Below are 19721 nucleotides of genomic sequence, written 5' to 3' on the forward strand. Positions count from 1 at the left end.
AGTATAGAAGGTTTAGCACCTTTTTTGACGTCTGTTTTGGTTTGAGGTAATTTTCTGTAAATGTTGCAACGAGCTGAAATAATAAGCTGGGTGTGGGACAAAAGTAAAAATCACTTTTGTATCCAAAGCGAGAGATTTCGACTATTTTAAACTGTGCTTTTCCCCGGTTTCAACTAATTCAATCAATGAACCACCATCAACAGATTTTAAATTGAACTCGTCAAACACATTTAAATCAACTTGTTAGACGATTCTTTCGCTGTACGGGAACGCTAGAAAATAGTGCGGTTCACCACTAGCAAAAAAAGTAAATTTCTCCTTCAGAGACAGAAACGATTTCATCACCTACGCCAATATTGACTGTTCCTCTTATTGAGCATATGGTTTCTTTGTGCCAATGAGAATAAACGATCGTCATGCCATCATTGATAAAAGCTCTAAAAAGATTCGTTTCTTCAAATTCTGGTCGTTTTAAGTATACTCTTTGTCTGCCTCCGACTGTTTCTGTTATTCTCTACTTAATCAAAATTTGGTTTATTTGCAACATATTTTGTCATAAAATAAGTTTTTCGCCTATCTTAAACAAAAAATCGACCCCTTCACAAGAAAGTCTTTCAATTATAAGGTATACTAGTAAATAAAATCATAGAGGAGGTCACATTAATGGAGTATACAATGACAGAGAATACCGTCTTCCCATTAGTTGAAGTCGCGTTACGAACAGGTGAAAGCATCCAGTTAGAAAGTGGTGCAATGGTTTATCACAATGGTGAGATCAATCTTGAAGGAAAAATGAACAGCAACGGGAAAGCAGGATTTGGCGGAGCAATCCGTGCCTTGGGTCGTTCAATGTCAAGTGGTGAGGGCTTTTTTATTACCAAAGCTTCAGGACTTACCGATACAGCAACAGTCGCTTTAGCGCCTGCAACACCGGGTACGATCAAAGAACTTCAAGTGGGCTCAGAACATTGGCGTTTAAATACAGGTGCATTTTTAGCTTGTGATGAGACTGTCTCGTATAATATGAAACGTCAAAAGCTTAGTGGCGCTATTTTTGGTGGTACGGGTGGATTGTTCGTAATGGAAACAGCTGGTTCAGGTTCCTTGTTGATCAACAGCTACGGAGACATTGTCGAGATTCATTTGGATGGAACAAAACCATTTGTCGTAGACAATCAGCATGTTGTCGCTTGGTCTGAATCATTGGATTACACTATCAAGGTAGCTTCTGGCCTCTTTGGTTTCACAACCGGTGAAGGTGTGGTCAATGAATTTCATGGCACAGGTACAATCATGATCCAAACGAGAAACATCGAAGGATTAGCTGGTTTAATTAGCCCTTTTGTTAGTTCAGGTTCATAAAAATCAAAGAAGCGTGAAACCCCGTCACAAGGTTCTCACACTTCTTTTTTAGTTGATTGATTTAAAAATCAGCAAATCCTGCTTCTTTTTCTTGAGTAAACAAATGATGTTTATCCGCAACGATTCGATCAAAGAACAACACTTCCGATACACTATAATATGGAATAACATAAACGCTGACTAAGCCAAAACTAAAGAATGCAGCAAACTGCCATAAAATAAAGGAATAAGAGAATATCAAATATTCTAACTTATATCCTTTCATCAATACTCGGCTAAGATCAATTGCTTCTTTTGCCGTTAGAGTGGGATCTTTTTTCAATAAATAATTTGTCATACCATACGATAATTGTTTGATAACACCAGGAATAACAAACAACAAAGACCATAAAAAAGTGTACAAGGCCATTAAACTGTTAGCACTCACCGTTCGTTTACCATTTTCTTTAATAAAAGAGATAAAGACTGTTTTAAGACTAAAATTACGCCTTTCTACATTATCCACGGCTGCCCACTGAATCATGCCACGATACAAAATCATAACAAGTAAAAACGCAAGCCAAACCAAAAAGCCAACTAGACCACCGATTCCTGTTTCTAAAGTCGTTGTTTCTGAATAAGTAACGGATCGCCCTTGATGTGTCAACGAGGTTCCTGGAATAGTTGCTAAGGAATGAAGATTTTTTTCATTCTGGCTGTCATCATCAGAATCATCTTGATAAAATCCGTCGTCATAACCATCTGAATAGCCATCCTCGTAGCCTCTTTCATAGTCGTCCATAGAACGATTCGCTTTTTCAGCGTAATCTTCTTGCCAAGAGTGATAATGATTTGATTGATTTCCAACACTTGTCGCTGCTTGAAACAGGAACATCACAGAAAAAAAATAAAGAAACAATGCCGCACAAGGGAGAATTGCAATCAAACTCCAGTTTCCATATCGCCCATGTAGATGTGCTTGGGCTTTCTTTTTTACTTCACTTCGAATCATTTTTCCGCTCCTTTTAACGCCTTTAGAAAATTTCCTATCGTCGTCACTTTGTATTTTATCACTTTTTTATATGCCTCTTAATTTACTATCAAAAGTACTCACTTCCTTTGGTCATTGCCAAAATTAGTGAATCCAATCGACACTATTCGTGAAGAGAAGTATCCTTTTAGACCTCGGAATGAAAAACTTCGCTCTTGCCTTTTATTCTTTCCAACGAATTGGGATTTGCCCCTCTCCTGTATAAGAAAGTTCTGTTCCCTTTTCTATCCTCCAACTAAATGCTAAATATCTTTCCTTTCCCGATAAATTGTTCCATTCCAACACTTCACTGCTTTCAATAGTTGAAACGTAGTTCATTTCAGCACCATCGAATTGTATTGATGGCACGATTGGGTCAAATAGTTGATAAGAGGTTGTCCCTTTCTTTAAGGTAATCGTCGCCATTCTTCCTCTTGCATTGATTCTTAATTCCTTTAATTTATCCAGATGAGATAATGCTGAAATATCTGTTGTTAACGCTTGTGTGTATTCACTAGCGCTACTTTCGTCCTTATTTTCGAACCCATTAAACGACAAAACGAGCGTTTCCAAGTCGGTTAGCTTTTTAAAACTGTTTAATGTTAGTTGATTATTCGCTTCCAAATTCACTGTTTTCAATTTATTTAATTTTCCCAACTCTCTAAAACTGTTGAAGCTTCCACCTTCTCCTTGGATTGTTTCTAATACTGGCATTTGCTCAACTCCCGCCAAAGAAGAATAATCGTCAAACGCTGTATCAAAATGGGCGATCTGCTTTAAATCGTCTTTTTTTACTAATCCATACGTATTAAAAAGTGTTTCTCGTTCAAGTAAACTCTTCTCATCGCGCTCATCCAATTGCCGAAGGAATATATCAAATTCCTCATCCGTGATCACACCCAAGTTATACTTTTTATGAAGCTGTTCTACCTCCATTTGATAACGATCGGTGTATAGTTTATCTACACTAGCAAAGCTCTTTTCTCTTATTCCATAATCATTGAAATATGAATAAGGCGATTCATACATCGCTTCAGCTTCTTCAGATGTTCCGATTGACAACCCTAATCCTAACGCCAACACAATCACTGATGACTTTACTGACTTTTTCATTTTTTAACGCCTCCTTCATTTAATTCTTCATATATAGATTATGTTTTTTATACATAAAATAGCATATATAGTTATACTATCGAACAACTGTATTGAAGTCTATGTTTTTTCAAATTGATTATTGTAGACATATTTTCGACTGATACATTAAAAATGACTGAAACATACATTTCAGCCATTTTTTTATTCTATTCATTAATACAGTAGGGTTCAAAAACTATTTTGGATATTGTTTTAATAGTTTTATATATTCTGGATACTCATTTAAATTATCTTCAAGATATTTTTTATTTTGATCCAAGAAAAGATGACGCTTGATCGCAAAATAAATCCAGATACCAATTCCACCTAAAAAAAGTATAGATAGAATTGATCCTACTTCACTAGGGAAATTACTAAATATATTGATCAAGAAAAAGAGTAAACTTCCTAAAAGACCAAACCGACCGTTTGTCCTCATTTTTTTTTCAACTGTTGAATCTTCTTGACAGATTGGACGGTTTCCGTCTATTTCTATTTTATTTTTAGTTGCAGCAGTCATAATTGCACTATAATTCATGTCTTCATAGTTGTATGTAACTTTCCAAAACGGAACATACGTATATTTTGAAGTAAGATTATAGGTGAATTTCGTTATTTTCGCATTTTTATTTTCATCTCCTGGTAAGATGCTATTCATTTTTTTTTCTGCTTCTTCTTGAGCAAAAACACGAATGGAACGTAAAACTGAAGAAACTTTATAAGATGAAATTTTCAATTGTCGAGTCCCAGCTGTGTAATGTTCGTCAAACGGCTTCGTATTCTCTAAAAAAGCCAAATGACTAAAACGTTGAGCAAATGATGCAATCAAACCCGTTAGTTCATCATTGACTAGATAACTTTTAAATGTTGTACCTGAAAAAATATCACTTGAATGATTCCAATCAACAACAGTTCGAGTCTTCGCGATTGGTTCAGAATATTTATTTCCATTCTTGTCTTCTTTCGTCACATATTCTGTATAGCTCTCAGAACGATTGTACCCAATATCAGCTCCCCACGCGCCATCATAAACAACATTTGCACACATATATGGGATAAAAACTTGTTCTAGCTGGATATTATTGATTCTCCCTAAGATGTCTAAGGGAAGGTTCTCCCCTTTAATCAACCATTCGAAAAACTGCTTTTTTGCCAGCCCTTCTGGTATTTGAAATGGAATCAAATTATCTGCCTCATATATCAAGTTATCAAAATCTTTTTCAATTTTTGTTGTAAACGTAGAATGACAGAAATCACAAACAAACTGCTGCTTTTCAATATTAAATATAACTGGCGAACCACAATTAGGACAAAGTTCAATATTTTTGTTTTTTTCATCCAGTATTGTTTGAACATGATCTTGTGATGTTCCACAATGTGGACATTTTTTTACGTTTGGATCAGTGATTGCACCACCACACGATGAACACTGATTTTGAACGAATGAATCTCCCATTTTTCCCCTCCGAAATAACACTTTTTCAACATCATTATCTCATTATATTTGAAAAAGGTAAATAGGTGATCGAACTTAAATGTACTCTAACTTCTTCCAAAATCTTAATTCTTTTAGAACTTAACGATGTACTTTAAATGTAGCTGTTCTTTATCCCTATTTCATAATTTCCCTTTCCAACATGTGATTCTTCCCTAGTTCACGAAGTTGTTTGCGTTTCAAAAAAAAATCAACTCTTTGATCTAACTCTTGAAATGAGTGCCTATCAAAGTAACCACATGCTCGTAAACTTCACCAATAAAAACACTAGATTGATACTTTTTATTGTACTAACAAAAACCGTTGGGGTCATTTAATAAATCATAATTAGGTTGAATAGGATAGCTTTACCGTCAAATACCTTTTGACCTTTTTTCTTTTGAATTTGATAGCTCGATAGCGTTGTTCATTTGTCTAGTTCATTGTTCCTCTCCTAGATACTCATCTTCTGACATCATCACTTCTTTTGGTACCCCAAACAGATACGTCAACACAAACGACAAGATAAAGATACAAATTCCAACTACGATATAGGTTACTAATTGATACGAGCTATAAATGTACATCAACGGCGATAAAATAACAGCTAACCCGTATGAATTCGCTTGCACGTTTAACAATGACAAAACAGCTCCCCCTAGAGCAGAACATGCTAACATAATACCTAGTGGTTTCATCCCGTAACGAATCGTGACCCCAAACAATGCTGGCTCACTTACGCCTAAAAGTTGCGTCACACCCGCACTGGTTCCAATTACTTTTACATTCTTATCTTTGGCCTTGACACTCACTGCAAAACTGACTGCCGCATTCGCAAAGCCGTACATTGCACAAAGCGTAATCAGTGGATTAAAGCCAGTTGTCGCCAACAAACTTGTTTCGATCATAATAAACAGATGATGCATCCCCGTCATAACAGCCAACGGATATAAGAACCCTATCAACAAACCACCGATTCCAAATGGCAATTTGATTAACCCTGTAATGAAGTAGACCAAGCCATTTTCTACGAAGTGCAAGACTGGTCCTAACACTAACAAGCCTGTTAACATCATCACCAAAATAACGACAAAAGGAGTAAACATCAAATCTAAAGAGTTCGGCATTTTTCTACGAAGGATTTTTTCAAGTTTCGCTCCTAAAAGACCAATCACTAACGCCGTTAAGACACTTCCTTGATAGCCTACGATTGGAATAAAGCCAAAGGCCATCAACGGTTCAACACCACTATTGATATCTGCCACTGAATAAGCATTCGGCAACGTGGGGGATACCAACATTAAGCCGATCACAAAACCGATAATCGGTGTACCACCAAATTTTTTAAACGCTGACCAACAAATCAGAGCAGGTAAAAAAGCAAAAACAGTATCCGTCAGTACACCCAAAAGAACTAGTACAAACTCAGGAATGTTATCAGTTGATGTTCCAAAAAAAGCTAAAACACTCTCATTTAAAAAGACTCTCTTTAATCCTAGAAATAATCCCGTTGCCACGATTCCTGGAATGATCGGAACAAAAATATCAGAAAGTGTACGAATTGCGTGTTTGATCGGATTGCTTGGCTTTTTCATTTCTTCAAGAGTCGTTTCTTTTTCTAATAGTTCATGATTATTTTGAACTAGAGAGTCATAGACTTTATTCACGATGCCGGTTCCTAAAATAATTTGGTATTGACCGGCATTAAAGAAAACCCCTTTTACTTGATCAATTTTTTCGACTTTTTTATCGTCGATTGCTTCGCGGTCTTTTACTTCTAAACGTAATCGTGTCGCACAATGGGTGATTCCTGTAATATTTTCTTCCCCAACGACGTTTAGGATCTCTTCGCCAATTTGTTTGTAGTTAATTGCCATTTTCACTCACCTCATTTTTTTTTAAACAAAACACTTTGATAAGGATAAAGCTTTAATTCATTTTCTTCGTTTACTAGATCCCCATGAGAATTTAAGAGTAAATCCAAAGGTTCCCCTTTTATGGAAATTAGTTCCTCCGTATCACTTAAATTAGTATAGGAATAAACTTCGTTCTCATTTAATACACGCTTATAGGCAATCACATTATCTGGTACATTTTCTAAGAAAACAATTGTGCCATGCGTCAAGACTTCACTTACTTGTCCTTGTTGTCTGAGCTCAATCATTTTTTTATAGTGAGCGAATACTGGATTCTGCTGTGCATTACGATTGGGGTATTCTTCTGTCATCGCAAGCCATGGCGTAGTAGCTGAAAATCCTCCATATTGACGATCATCCCAAGGAAAAGGTGTACGTGTATTATCTCGACTTCGTTTGTTGACGAAATCCAACGCTGCTTCTAGCGTATAGCCTTCTTGAATTGAACGGTGATAATTATCGATACTTGAAATGTCATTAAATTGATCAATGGTGTTCCGTTTGGCATTTTGCATCCCTAACTCTTGCGCTTGATAGATGAATGGTGTTCCTCGTAAAAAGAAATAGAGCATACCTAAGGCTTTCGCTGCTTCATCCGTTTGGTATTCAGGTTTGATAAATTTAGAAACAGCACGAGGCTGATCATGGTTTTCAACGAAATTCGCCCCCCAACCATTTTTCTGTAACACTTTTTGTGAGCGTTTTAATTTTTCTTTGAATTCCTTCGTAGTCCAATTCGTCCGTTTAAACCAATCAGAACCAGATTCAACATCGATATCAGAATAATTAAAATCAAAAATCATGGAAAAATACCCATCATCCCCAATAAAATCACCGTAGTCTTCATAAGGAACACCAGGTGCTTCCCCAACGGTAACACAATTATATTTTTCAAATGTTTCTTTTTTTAATTCGTTTAAAAACACTTCAATTCCTGGACGGTTTCGTGTTTTACTTTTACATGACGCTAAACCATCCACGCCATCCGTAGGTAAGCTAGCAAAATCTTGATCCTTCTTGATAAAGGTAATCGAGTCGATTCGAAAACCAGCAATTCCTTTTTCTAACCATCTATTAATCATTGCATATAATTCTTGACGCAACACTGGATTCTCCCAATTTAAATCAGGCTGTTTTTTATCGAAGGCATGGAAATAATAGACCTCTTCATCCGGTAACTTTTCCCACACTGAACCGCCAAAAATCGAGCGCCAGTTATTTGGTTCTGTTTTCCCTTCTTTAAAAATGTAATAGTCTCGATATGGACTTTCTTTGTCTTTCAATGCTGCCTGGAACCACGGATGTTCATCAGAAGTGTGATTGATGACTAAATCCAAAATCACTTTGATTCCCAACTTATTCGCATCTTCTAACAATTGATCAAAGTCAGCCATAGTCCCAAATTCAGGATTGATTCCTTCAAAATCAGAAATATCATAGCCATTATCTACCATCGGTGACGTAAAAATTGGACAGATCCAAATCGTAGTGATTCCTAGCTCTTTTAAATACGGTAACTTTTCTCGAATCCCTTGAAGATCTCCTATGCCATCATTATTCGAGTCCTTAAAGCTTTTCGGATAAATCTGGTAAATCACTTCTTTTTCCCACCATTTTTTGTCTTTCATTTCTATGTTCACGAGTCATTCATCCTTCCATTACATGTGGTATCGATATCATATTTTCACAAGAATAAATCCACCTACGTGGATTTACGCTCAATTAGTGATAAAATAAGTTCTTTTTTATTTACTTCGTACGTTGCCCCTTCAATCAATGCAACCATTAATTTCGTGGCTTCCATTCCCAATGCTGTTGTTGGCTGATCGATCGTTGTGAGTGGAACGGCAATAATACCTGTGCTTGGCTGATTATCAAAACCCAATACTGCCAAATTTTCTGGTACACGTAATCCTTGCTGAAGTACTTCTTGGATAATCCCAATAGCGACCTCATCACTTCCACTAAAGACAGCATCTGGACGATCATTTTCAGGCAAAGCCAAAATTTCTCGCGCTACTTTTTGACCATCTTCCATGTTATGGACCTGTTTAAAAATCCAATTCCTTTTGATCGACAAGTCATGTTCAGCAAGCGCCCGTTCAACCCCTTTGGTTCGTCGGTGTCCATGTCCACCAATGGTTAGATTCCCACCGGTACAATAGGCGATTTTACGATATCCTTTTTGAATAAGATAGTTGGTTGCCTCGTAGCTGATTTCTTCTTGATTAGTGGAAATAGTTGGAATCCCTGTTCCTTCTAGCTTCTCATTACATAAAACAATGGGACCATATTTTGAATAACTTTCAATTACGTGTGAATCGCTTTCAATAGAAGTCATGATGACACCTGCAACAACTTGTTGTTTTAAATATTCTAGCATTTTCAACTCTGCTTTTGGATCGTCATAGGTTTGCATGATCAACAGTTGATAGCCATGTTCTTTTGCTTGTTTTTCGATCGCATCTACTAAATAAGAAAAAAATGGATTGGTGATTCTTGAAATCAACACACCGATCGTCGTACATTTTTTGGAACGAAGTTGCGTTGCAATCGCACTTGGTGCGTAGTTTAGTTCATCCATTGCTTTTTGGATTCGTTCTTTTTTATCATCTGAAATATATGGATGATTATTCAAAAAACGTGAAACGGTTGAAACCGATAAACCAGCTTTTTTTGCAACATCTTTGATTGTAGCCATCTTTTTCTCCTCTTGTGATATCGATACCATAAATATAGTGTATCTTTTTATTTTTGTCAATGTTAAACATGAAATTTTACTATTTTAGAAAAGCCAACTTCTTACCTTATTATTTTTTCAACTAGACCATTCCGCCATAAAAGAAAAATAAGGCAGCTAAACGTCACTATAATAAGTATTATTTGAACCAACATTGAAAAATGAACGCCGAAAAAGACACAAGTTAGGATCGATCCTAAAATCATAGCCGATAATTGTTCTGATAAAAAACCATATACTCGAATTTTTTGCTCATAGTTGTCTCTTTTTAGCTTATCGGCCATTCTGTAATCCTCTTTAATCAGCTCGTCCAAGGAAAGACCATAAAAATCACTTAAATTTAGTAATTTTTCTATATCAGGATATGTTTTTCCGATTTCCCAATTAGAAACTGTTTGTCTAGATACATATAATTTTTGAGCGACTTCTTTTTGAGTATAGCCAAGTTGTTCTCTTTTTTCCTTTAAAATTTCACCAATTGTCATTTTGATCACCTCGCATTTATTATCACTTAAAATGAGTAGAAAATCACGCAAAAAAAGCTTGCACTGTAGCAAGCTAAATAAATTTGCACCTTCGATTCTACCATTAACAGGCTAAGCTTCTGGCTAAAAATCTAAACTCTCTCTTATCATCTTCGCGATTTTTTGGCAAGACATCCTAGAGGTCATCTTACTTACATAGCCAATCAAAACAAGCATCCTCTTTGCTCCCAAAATAGGATTACTCGATTATTTAACACGATTTTTAAATTCTTGCTCTACCTGACTTAACAAAGGACGGACATATTCTTCAACTTTTGACTCTACGTTCATGCGCATCATGAACTGACTAGGTGTTTCAATAAATCCATTTTTAAGACTGTCCTGATATTCCGTTACTAAAAATTGACTTGTCTCTTTTATTTCTTTCATATCCATTAATATTCCTACTTTCTAATCATCATTATCATCCGACTTAATTATACTCGTTTTTTGAGAAGAATAGAACAATAAATCCCACAAACAAAAAACTATGTAAGCAGCCGTTTTTCACACAGCCCCTTACACAATTTATTTTTATGAGCTCACATCTGATGTTCCTTTATAACGATTGACATAATGTCTCTCCAACCAACTTTGCCCCCAGCCTATCGCCACACAAAGTAGCCAATACATTACTGCCACTAAAATATACATTGTCATATAATCAAATGTTCTTCCACCTACAATTTTTGCCTTTTGGAAAATATCAGGGATCGTGATCATTGCAGCTAAAGACGTGCCTTTTAACAAATCCATCGCCACATTCCCTAAAGCTGGAATCGAAATCCGAAAGGCTTGCGGTAAGATAATTTTACGCATCACTTTCCCAAACGGCAACCCTAACGCATACGCCGCATCCCACTGCCCTGCCTCCACTCCGGCAATAGAACCACGATAGATTTCAGCAATAAACGCACTGCTCGTCAAACTAAAACAAATACAAGCTGCTGTTAGTGCACTTAATTGATACGGTAGTCCAAAATACAACAGAAACAACAAGACCAAACCAGGCACTCCCCGTAAAAACGAAATATAAAATCGGACAAGCCCTTTAATCACTTTCGAAGGCAACATCCCCAAGACAGTCAACAAAATACCAAGGACATTTCCCATCAAAAACGTCACGATACTGATGCCAAGTGTATAAGGCAAACCAGTCAACAAAAAGGGAATTGAGTCGATCATTAACTGAAAATCGATTTTTGGTATATACATCTACTCTACTGAAACACTTTCTTCGATTTTTTCTTTCGGCTCCACTGAAACATCTGTTTGGAAATACGTTTCAGAGATTTTTTTCATGGTTCCATCCTCTTGCATTGCGTTTAGTGATTCATCAATTTTTTTACTTAAAGCGGTGCTGTCTTTTTTCATCAAAAAGCCAGTAAAGTTGGCATTAAAGTAGACGTCTTCTAAGATTTTCACTGGAATATCTGGCAACGCCCCTACAGACATTTTTTGTAAATAATAATCGTTTAAAATAACATCTGTGCGACCATTCGCCACATCAGTCAAATATTGATCATTTGTCGCATTATCGTAGGTTACTAATTTTGCTCCGTATTTTTCCGCTATCTTCATGTAGTTGGTATTGGGCTCACCAGCTGCTTTCTTGCCTTTTAAATCTTCAAGAGAAGCAATACCAGAATCGTCACTTTTTCGAACGATCATACTGTCAAATGAATACTTGATTGGAGAAGATAAAATAAATTTTTTCCCGCGATCTCCTGATAAACCAAAATCGTTCGCCGCTAAATCAGCTTCCCCTTTATCCACTGACGTGATTTGGCCATCTACATTGTATTCTTTAAATTCAACCTCAACATCTAAACGTTTGGCCACTTCTGTGATGACCTCTATATCATAACCCGTTAATTTGTTCTCATCGTTATAATAAGAAGACGGGAATAACGTTCCTGATGTGGCAACTGTTAACTTTTTTGCATCCTCTACTTTTTGCCAGCTGTTATCTTTTCCAGCAGTCTGCTCTTTTGTTCCACCACACGCAACGAACACTAAACTTAATGCAACAATACTAAAACTAGCGAATACTTTCTTCATTTGAACCTCCTATGATTCACGATAAAATTTTGGTAATAAGAATTTCTGTTCTTGCTCAAACAACTTTCCAACTTGGAATAATACATCTTCGCGGCCTTTAGATGCCATAAATTGAATGCCTAGCGGTAAACCAGTTTCTGCTACATGAGTAGGTAAACTGATTGCTGGTTGTCCCGTTAAATTAGCAAGTTGAGTATATGGCGTGATCGTCAGACTTTTTTCAAACATATCATAGATTAAGTCTTTTAACTGTATACCGGAAAGAGACTCCGCTTGAGCCAAGTCTTTACGAATCTGATCACTCTGTAATTCTGCATCGATTTTAGGTGCGATATCCGCTGTGGTAGGCGTTAATACTACATCGTATTCCTCGAATAATTGCTGCATCTTATATGCCGCTTGATCCCACAGGTGAAGTGATCTTGTATACTGACTTGCTGGCAGCTGTATTCCATATTGGTAGATGCCCCAAGTCATTAGCTCCATATCCTTTTTCGTCAGCGTTCGCTGAATTGCCTCTTGGATCCCTTCAAACATAGCGGCTGTTTCGGCGCCATTCATCAAATAATAGCTGTCGATCAATTGACGTCCATTGATTGGATACGACATTTCGGTGACTTCATGCCCTTGTTGTTCTAAAAATGTTGCTGCATTGTGTGTTGCTTTTATCGCTTCCACTGAAACGGGCGTTCCTACAGGTGATTCCGTAAAAAAAGCAATTTTCAAAACTTGTTTCTCTGCTGCCTCTTGATGACTCCACTCAGCTTTCGGCGCTTGATACGGTGCTGCTTTTTCGGTCCCACGTAAATGATAAAATAACGTTTCGGTATCTCTCATCGACACCGTTAAAGCAAAATTGATTGATGCTCCTTGCCAACCACGCCAGCCATCAGGTCCAACTGGCATACTACCACGCGTAGGTTTCAATCCAATCAGTCCACTAAAAGAAGCTGGAATCCGAATCGAACCACCGCCATCACTTGCTCCAGCAATTGGAAATAACCCACTAGCAACGGCTGCCGCAGCGCCACCACTTGAACCTCCAGGTGAATAGGCAAGATTCCATGGATTTTTAGCTGGTCCGTAAATCGTCGGATCAGAAATATTTTTAAAGCCGAACTCTGGCGCATTGGTTTTTCCTAATGGAATCAAGCCCAATCGTTCTAAACCTTTCACAAAATTATCCGTTGAATTTGCACGGTTTTCTTGAAATAAACGAGACCCAGATGTTGATTTCATTCCTGCTTTATCTTGTCCAAGCATTTTCAACGGAATAGGTAAGCCAAAAAAAGGACCAGTTTCTGCTCCTCTAGCTTCATATTGTTGTTTCGCAGCTTCCGTATCCCAGTCAACAAAGGCATTGAGTTCAGGATTTATCTTTTTAACTTGCTGTTCCCGTTCATCGATCCACTCCGTCACGCTTAGCTTTTTATCTCTAAATTGTGTTGCGTAGTACAAACCGTCTTTCATGATCATCCCCCTTACAATCCTGATGGTATCATTATACAGGTTGTTGGGGTATTTTTAGGTTGATTTTGCTTGAAAGAATATCATTCTCAACAGTGAAAAGATTATTTTAGATTCTTTTTCATGATTAAATCAGTCTGTTCATCCTCACCCATGAAAAAAGAATGAGCTCCTACCTGAGTAAATCCCATCTTACGATAAAATTTCATCGCAGAAAAATTACGCTCCCAAACGCCTAACCAGATAGCGGTCTTGTTTAACTCTTTTGCTCGCTCTATCGCTTTATTATAAAGCATTTTTCCAAGTCCTAGTCTTTTAAAATCTGAATCGATATAAATTCGTTCAATCTCCAACGCATCTCCCTCAATGGTTTCAGTCTGTGCATCATTTACATTGATTTTTAAATATCCAGCCAGTTGATCATCTGAATAAATAAAATAAAACTCTGACTGTTTATTTTGAAGCTCACTCGTTAATTTTTCTTCTGTATACGCTTGGTCAAGATACTCTTTTAAATCTTCTGGCGTATTGTCTTTAGCAAAGGTATCTGTAAAGTTTTTGATGCTTAATGTTTGTAATGCTACTAGGTCATTTAGGCTGATTTTTTTTATTTCTATCATCGCTTTTCCTTCTTTCTCATCTTTTTTGGAACAGAATCAATCGAGCAACATAAGCAACAAACAAACGACTAATCCAAAAGCCACTAAAGTAAAATGAAGTAACTGTTGTTTAGTACCACCGATATAATCTGGTTTTTCATGTTTGTAACTTGGATTAACTGATTTTATGTTGTAATCCAATGTACTACTAAAAAAAACATCTGACGGGATCATAAAAACAAGCATGATGCCATAAAGGATCGCTACGATAGTTAGAATTGATACTTTAATCCAGATGCTTGCTACTGCACCCAATATCAATGGAATCAAGAGGTAGAGTAAGCAACTAAATAATTCTTTTTTTAACCGTTTCTTTTGCATATATGTATTCGTCACCATCCTATCAAGGTATTAGTGTTCACACCTAAAACTCATTTTTTGTATAAGCTTAAACATCCGTCTTATCTAGTAAACAAAAAACGAGACCATTTACCCGTTAGTGAACTACTCTAACGAACTATCTTTTGCTGCTAATTCATCTATCTTTTCTTTGTGTTTTAGAACTAAATCTTTAAGCTCTTTCACCGTTATACTATTTTTATCCGTATTAGAATCAACTTTCCTACCATTTTCATCTCCAAGTTGCCCCGTTAATATCGTCCCATCCGTCGTTACTAAAATTCTATCTGAATCATCATGATCCATTTCTAAAAGAGCGATAATCTCATCTGCATTCGGACCATTAAAAGTTTCATAAAGTCTTTCTGCACTCGCATTTTTCAGATCTAACGAAAATGAATCTGCATTCCTTTTGCTTAATTTCTTATTGGATGATTCAATTGTTTCTTTGCTTAACGCCTGATTTTTAAGCTTCGTTGCTTCACTATTTTGCGTCTGAGCTTTTGTTTTGTTACAGGCAGTAACTGTTACACAACTGATTATTAACAGTAGTAACAAACTGACTAGATAACCCTTCTTTTTCATTTTGGTGCCATCCCTTCTTTGTAAAAAATAAAAACAACTGTTAAATTTCCATTAGATTATTCACTCTAACATAAAAAGCCATGATGATAAATACCATCATGGCTCGTTATTCAACTTTTAATTACTGCAAACAACATTTTACTTATTCATCATGCTCTAAAATTGATCGATCATTCAACGGTTGAACTTCTCGATTATTATGTGAATACAATTTTTTGAATTCTTCGATTTGAGCTGAAGATACTTCCACAGGTTCTTTCATCACATACCATTCCACATTTTCATTTAGTGGTGGTGTAGTCAATGAACCTAGATAATGATAATAACTTCTATTAGATGGGATCATATCATTTAGATCAGTTATTGGATCGTTTTTATCATTGTTTACGTCATCTAAAACTTCTTGGAAGCCTTTATTTTCAGTACCTTCCTTGAAAAATACTCCAATCACTGCAATGCGTCCATCTTGGGCAGTATTAACAAAATGTGCTTCGATCGGATAATGTTTACCGTCAACAGTATGTTCACTTTCCGCATGAAAATGAAACTGACTCAATGTAAAGTTTCGTCCATTAATTACCGATGTACCCCCATCTGTGATTTGGATACTATGGCCGTTATTCTCCGCTTTCGTAATATCTTTTCCGTAATCAATTGTAATTGTTCCAGTATCTGGCGTCATCGCTTCTGCTTTTTTTGTAACAATATCAATGGGTGACTGCATCTTTCCAGCAGAGAATTCCCACTCTTCCTGATCATCATAATCGATATGTTCAGATTTTTTTGCATGTGTTGTTGATTCTGTTTTAGCCTCTTTCTTATCAGATGCGTCACTAGTACTTTTGTTCGATGTACAGCCAACAGCTAAAACGGCTGTAAAACTTAAAAGTAATAGAGAGAGTGCTTTTCTTTTCATTTTTTCATCCTTCTTTCTTCAAAATACAATCTATTATATCTCTTTTTTCATAAAAAATAAACATTTTTTTCATTCAATAGACTTCAATAGTTCATTATTCTAATTCTCTTTTCAACGATTTTATAAGCTGTTAACTTTTACTTTGCTCATTTCACTTTTTTATCTCAATACGTTACCCACCGTATTTTTATCACTTCATTGGATACCTATCTGATAAAAAGGTAACAATCGTAGTTTTACAATCCCAATCACATCTCGTTGATCGACTAAACCATAGTAACGACTATCTGTAGCGTAGTGACGATTATCTCCAAGCACTAGATATTTGCCCTTTGGAATAATGCCATCTGTTGTTCCTAAAATAGCAATGGAGTCAAAATCTTCGGTAATCATTTCATCATCTATTTTAGCTTGTGCTAACTTTTTCTGTAAAAAACGTTCTACAACAAGTCGGCCATCGACATAAAGTTCATCCTTAGAATAGAGTATTCGTTCTCCTGGCAACCCAATGACTCGCCGTATTGAGGTTCCATTTCCATCAGGTTGCTTGAAATAAATTAATGAAAAACGTTTGGGCGTACCAAGTCGATCCACATATACACGATCGCCATCATTCAACGCTTCCCGCATCCCATACCCTTCATTTTTTGGCAATGCAAAAACAACTCTGGAAAGTAAAAATAAGCATAACAATACAATCAAAAAAGTTATGCCTAATTCTTTACTGAGTTCTTTAAGAAGTCGTTGTTTCTTATTTTCCTTTCTTCTTTTTTTATTCTTAGTAATTACTTTCTTTTTCGCCATTTAGCTTCACAGCCATTTCTTAACATGTTATTTCTTTTGACTTAACGCTGATTCATTCACATTAAAATACGTAAAAACCTTTTTTTGAATCGTTTTGACTTTTTTTATATCTGCTAAATAATTATCATAGGTTGTTTTTTCCTGTAGACTTTCGATCGATTGATTGTTCAAGTTAAGACCTATTTCTTTCATTTGCGTATAATATCGATTTAATAGTTGTTGTCCGTCTACCGTTAATCTTGGATCAGCGTAACGAACCCCAAAACCAGACAATTTTGCTGCTAACTCACGCAAATTTTTTCTTGTTTTTTCAACATTTGTGGTTCCTTCAATTGTTCCTAACTGCTCAGATGTTTTGTTTAATAAATAATACCCTTCTACGATAGCGTCTGAGTCACGATTTCCTAGATTAGTGGCTTGATGATAGCGGGAAAATGCGGCGCCTCCAGCTAGAATCACCCCTAAACTCAAGAAAATCATTCCTGATTGCATCTGTTTTTTACCTTTTTGCTTCAATAAATGGATTTTCTTTTTTAAAACTCTGCGTTTCTTTTTATTTTTTATTCGACGTTGTTTTAATGCTAGTCTCTTTTTCTTCGTTAAAAAATAAGAAATTAGGAAAACAACTGCAAAAATAATACAGAGGATTGCCGTTGAAAGTATCCCAATGAATAGCCAATCTAATATCGACATGTTTCTATCCTCCAAAAATAATTAATTATTTACTCTATTTCAATACCCTTACATTTTCACTTTTAATCCCCATTTTGTGCTACTACCTTTTTTTATTGCTAGATTTCTTTTTCTTTTTTGTTTTCTTTTGATTCTTTTTTCTAAAATAACGAACCGCAAAGAATATAATCAATATAATCCCTAACGCACTAACAACTACTATAATGATCAACGACCAATCTACTCGACTTTCCTGTAATAAACTAACATCTTCTTGGTTAAACTTATCTGCTTCTTCATTTGTGATCTCGAAGTTCTGTTCCCAAGTCCATTTACCATCATTTTCTGTTGTGATTACAACATGAGCCACATACTCACCTGCAACCATTTTTTCACCATTCATTGGAACTGGAAAATTAATTTGTGAATTAGGCGCCATTCTCATTTTATTTTGTTTTGTATCATAAAGAACTTCACTCGACCCTTTTTTCACAACTTGAACATCAACGGTCATATCATCGATGTAGGCAGGTTGTGTATTTGAATAATTGATGAACACTGCGTTTCGGTAATTTTGCTGATCAGCGAAAACTTTATTAAGTTTTAGCTCAGGCTTCATCGCAGTATCTGTTTCGGTCAAAATCATTCCAACCATATAGCCATATTCATTTTTGATCATCGCTTTTTGACTTTCCGTCTGCCCTTTTTGGATCATGTAGATACCACCAGAAATGACGCCATCATATTGGGAACCTGGCATTTTTATGTTTAATTTATATTCTACACTTTGTTTTGCAGGGATCTTAACTGTTTTTTCACCTTTTACTAAATCAGCAAAATCATACTTAAGTGAGGCATCTTTTTCTAATTTGGATGGACCGTATTCGATTACACCATTTGTATTCGTCTTTGCACTGTTAAGCGCTACATCTACTGTGATTTCTTCAGCTGAACTATTGTTCATTTTAATGGTGACCGTTTGTTCTTGGCTTGGTGTCATTCGGAGATCAAAATAGCCGACATCTTTATTGTGTTGATTTTCAGGCTGAATGACTTTATATGTGAACCCACTTCCATCTTCTTGCGCTGCTTGTCCTGTTGTGGGTAAAATACCGATTATCAAACCTATGTATAAAATAACTGCTAAGCACATTAAACTCGTTTTTTTCATCATGATTGCCCTTTCTTAAAAAGAGGAACAAGTACGCCTAATATAGGCGGACTTGTTTAATCTCTTTCATCAATACTTTTTATCTTTTACTTGAATTATCGTGCGTCAGCAATTGTCCAAGTGATTGTTGAAGTATAGCTGCTGCTTGTTGATAATTTATTCCCTTCGGCTGGTACCCATAATTTAACTGAATCATCTGCCGTATTATCTGCCGTATCTCCGAATTGCAAGGTAAATTGACCAAAACCTTTGTCATCTGCATCTTGTGTCACAAATGTTGCAGGTGTTGTACCATCCGTTTCAACCGTTTGTACTGCTTTAACGCCAGTTTCATTCACTTGATTCTGATCGGCTCCATTAACCAATTTCACATTGCTAAAGTTCAATTGCGCTGCTTTTAGCTCTTGATTTTCTGAATTTGTGAACGCAGTTGCTTTAGCAGTTACTGTGTGTTTATTTGCTTTGTTATCTGCACGTGTATCTTTAAACTGAACGAAATTTGGACTAACAACTTTAGTACCGTCTTTGTATTCAATTTGAGCAGCTTTTGCTGAATATTCCCAACCACTTCCAGATGCTGGCGTAACTTTATTATCTGTACCAAAATCTAAATCCGTTACTGCAATCACTTTTAATGGTCCTGTTGCTGGATTGACTGGCGGAGTGACAATTGGATTTTCTGGATCAACTGGTTTTGTTGGATCAGTTGGATCTGTCGGTTGGTCTACCCCAGTATCTTCTACAAAGTTGATTGAACCTTTTCCGCTCCATGATGCTGGTTCGTCTGCTGCTTGTACTGCATTTGGCACTGCTACTGCTGCTCCTAATACTGCTAATAGCGTAGCTGCGCATAATTTGTGTGTTAATTTCATTTGTGTTTCCTCCTAG

General features: G+C 36.3%; 20 protein-coding genes. 1 reads left to right on the top strand and 19 read right to left on the bottom strand.

The genetic code is table 11. The features are described 5' to 3' along the window. The first annotated feature begins 663 nt into the window (after positions 1-663). Positions 664-1362: a TIGR00266 family protein gene (locus AC1PU0_RS11515; RefSeq protein WP_206834086.1), complete on the top strand. Its 699-nt coding sequence runs from the start codon at positions 664-666 to the stop codon at positions 1360-1362. A 61-nt stretch (positions 1363-1423) separates the two neighbouring features. Here AC1PU0_RS11515 and AC1PU0_RS11520 read toward each other — a convergent pair whose 3' ends face one another. The 19 genes from AC1PU0_RS11520 to AC1PU0_RS11610 form a co-directional block, all read right to left on the bottom strand. After that, entirely contained in the window at positions 1424-2353 is a 930-nt protein-coding gene (locus tag AC1PU0_RS11520) for a DUF975 family protein (RefSeq protein ID WP_069655230.1), read from the bottom strand. A gap of 201 nt (positions 2354-2554) precedes the next feature. Continuing rightward, entirely contained in the window at positions 2555-3484 is a 930-nt protein-coding gene (locus AC1PU0_RS11525) for a hypothetical protein (protein ID WP_111247681.1), read from the bottom strand. Positions 3485-3701: 217 nt separating this feature from the next. Beyond that, positions 3702-4961, bottom strand: a complete 1260-nt coding sequence (locus AC1PU0_RS11530) for a zinc ribbon domain-containing protein (protein WP_479998383.1) — start codon at positions 4959-4961, stop codon at positions 3702-3704. A 458-nt stretch (positions 4962-5419) separates the two neighbouring features. Continuing rightward, positions 5420-6856, bottom strand: coding sequence for a PTS transporter subunit EIIC (locus AC1PU0_RS11535; protein ID WP_479998385.1), 1437 nt, complete (start codon positions 6854-6856; stop codon positions 5420-5422). 11 nt (positions 6857-6867) lie between these two features. Next, positions 6868-8523 (bottom strand): alpha-glucosidase, encoded by a 1656-nt coding sequence (locus AC1PU0_RS11540; protein WP_479998812.1) that lies wholly within the window; start codon positions 8521-8523, stop codon positions 6868-6870. A 74-nt stretch (positions 8524-8597) separates the two neighbouring features. Beyond that, positions 8598-9596 (bottom strand): LacI family DNA-binding transcriptional regulator, encoded by a 999-nt coding sequence (locus tag AC1PU0_RS11545; protein WP_069655224.1) that lies wholly within the window; start codon positions 9594-9596, stop codon positions 8598-8600. Positions 9597-9697: 101 nt separating this feature from the next. Further along, positions 9698-10120, bottom strand: coding sequence for a helix-turn-helix domain-containing protein (locus AC1PU0_RS11550; RefSeq protein ID WP_111247684.1), 423 nt, complete (start codon positions 10118-10120; stop codon positions 9698-9700). 246 nt (positions 10121-10366) lie between these two features. After that, entirely contained in the window at positions 10367-10555 is a 189-nt protein-coding gene (locus tag AC1PU0_RS11555) for a hypothetical protein (RefSeq protein ID WP_206849964.1), read from the bottom strand. Positions 10556-10693: 138 nt separating this feature from the next. Further along, a complete protein-coding gene (locus tag AC1PU0_RS11560; RefSeq protein WP_206849962.1) occupies positions 10694-11374 on the bottom strand; it encodes an amino acid ABC transporter permease in 681 nt (226 codons plus the stop codon). After that, a complete protein-coding gene (locus tag AC1PU0_RS11565; protein ID WP_111247686.1) occupies positions 11375-12220 on the bottom strand; it encodes a transporter substrate-binding domain-containing protein in 846 nt (281 codons plus the stop codon). 9 nt (positions 12221-12229) lie between these two features. Next, on the bottom strand, positions 12230-13690 hold the full coding sequence (locus AC1PU0_RS11570; RefSeq protein WP_206849960.1) for an amidase: 1461 nt from the start codon (positions 13688-13690) through the stop codon (positions 12230-12232). A gap of 101 nt (positions 13691-13791) precedes the next feature. Continuing rightward, positions 13792-14307 (bottom strand): GNAT family N-acetyltransferase, encoded by a 516-nt coding sequence (locus tag AC1PU0_RS11575; RefSeq protein WP_206849958.1) that lies wholly within the window; start codon positions 14305-14307, stop codon positions 13792-13794. Between the two features lie 36 nt (positions 14308-14343). Then, positions 14344-14667 (bottom strand): hypothetical protein, encoded by a 324-nt coding sequence (locus AC1PU0_RS11580; RefSeq protein ID WP_069655218.1) that lies wholly within the window; start codon positions 14665-14667, stop codon positions 14344-14346. 123 nt (positions 14668-14790) lie between these two features. After that, positions 14791-15270: a hypothetical protein gene (locus AC1PU0_RS11585; RefSeq protein ID WP_206849956.1), complete on the bottom strand. Its 480-nt coding sequence runs from the start codon at positions 15268-15270 to the stop codon at positions 14791-14793. Between the two features lie 142 nt (positions 15271-15412). Then, positions 15413-16186: a carbonic anhydrase gene (locus AC1PU0_RS11590; RefSeq protein WP_206834096.1), complete on the bottom strand. Its 774-nt coding sequence runs from the start codon at positions 16184-16186 to the stop codon at positions 15413-15415. A gap of 195 nt (positions 16187-16381) precedes the next feature. After that, entirely contained in the window at positions 16382-16990 is a 609-nt protein-coding gene (gene lepB, locus AC1PU0_RS11595; RefSeq protein ID WP_206849955.1) for a signal peptidase I, read from the bottom strand. A gap of 27 nt (positions 16991-17017) precedes the next feature. Next, a complete protein-coding gene (locus AC1PU0_RS11600) occupies positions 17018-17683 on the bottom strand; it encodes a hypothetical protein (RefSeq protein ID WP_206849953.1) in 666 nt (221 codons plus the stop codon). A gap of 82 nt (positions 17684-17765) precedes the next feature. Further along, on the bottom strand, positions 17766-18836 hold the full coding sequence (locus tag AC1PU0_RS11605) for a WxLIP family cell surface protein (protein WP_479998388.1): 1071 nt from the start codon (positions 18834-18836) through the stop codon (positions 17766-17768). Between the two features lie 92 nt (positions 18837-18928). Further along, positions 18929-19705, bottom strand: a complete 777-nt coding sequence (locus AC1PU0_RS11610; RefSeq protein ID WP_479998390.1) for a WxL domain-containing protein — start codon at positions 19703-19705, stop codon at positions 18929-18931. Positions 19706-19721 lie beyond the last annotated feature (16 nt).

The sequence above is a fragment of the Enterococcus sp. XAF26B05_ASV22 genome (genome assembly GCF_056727285.1).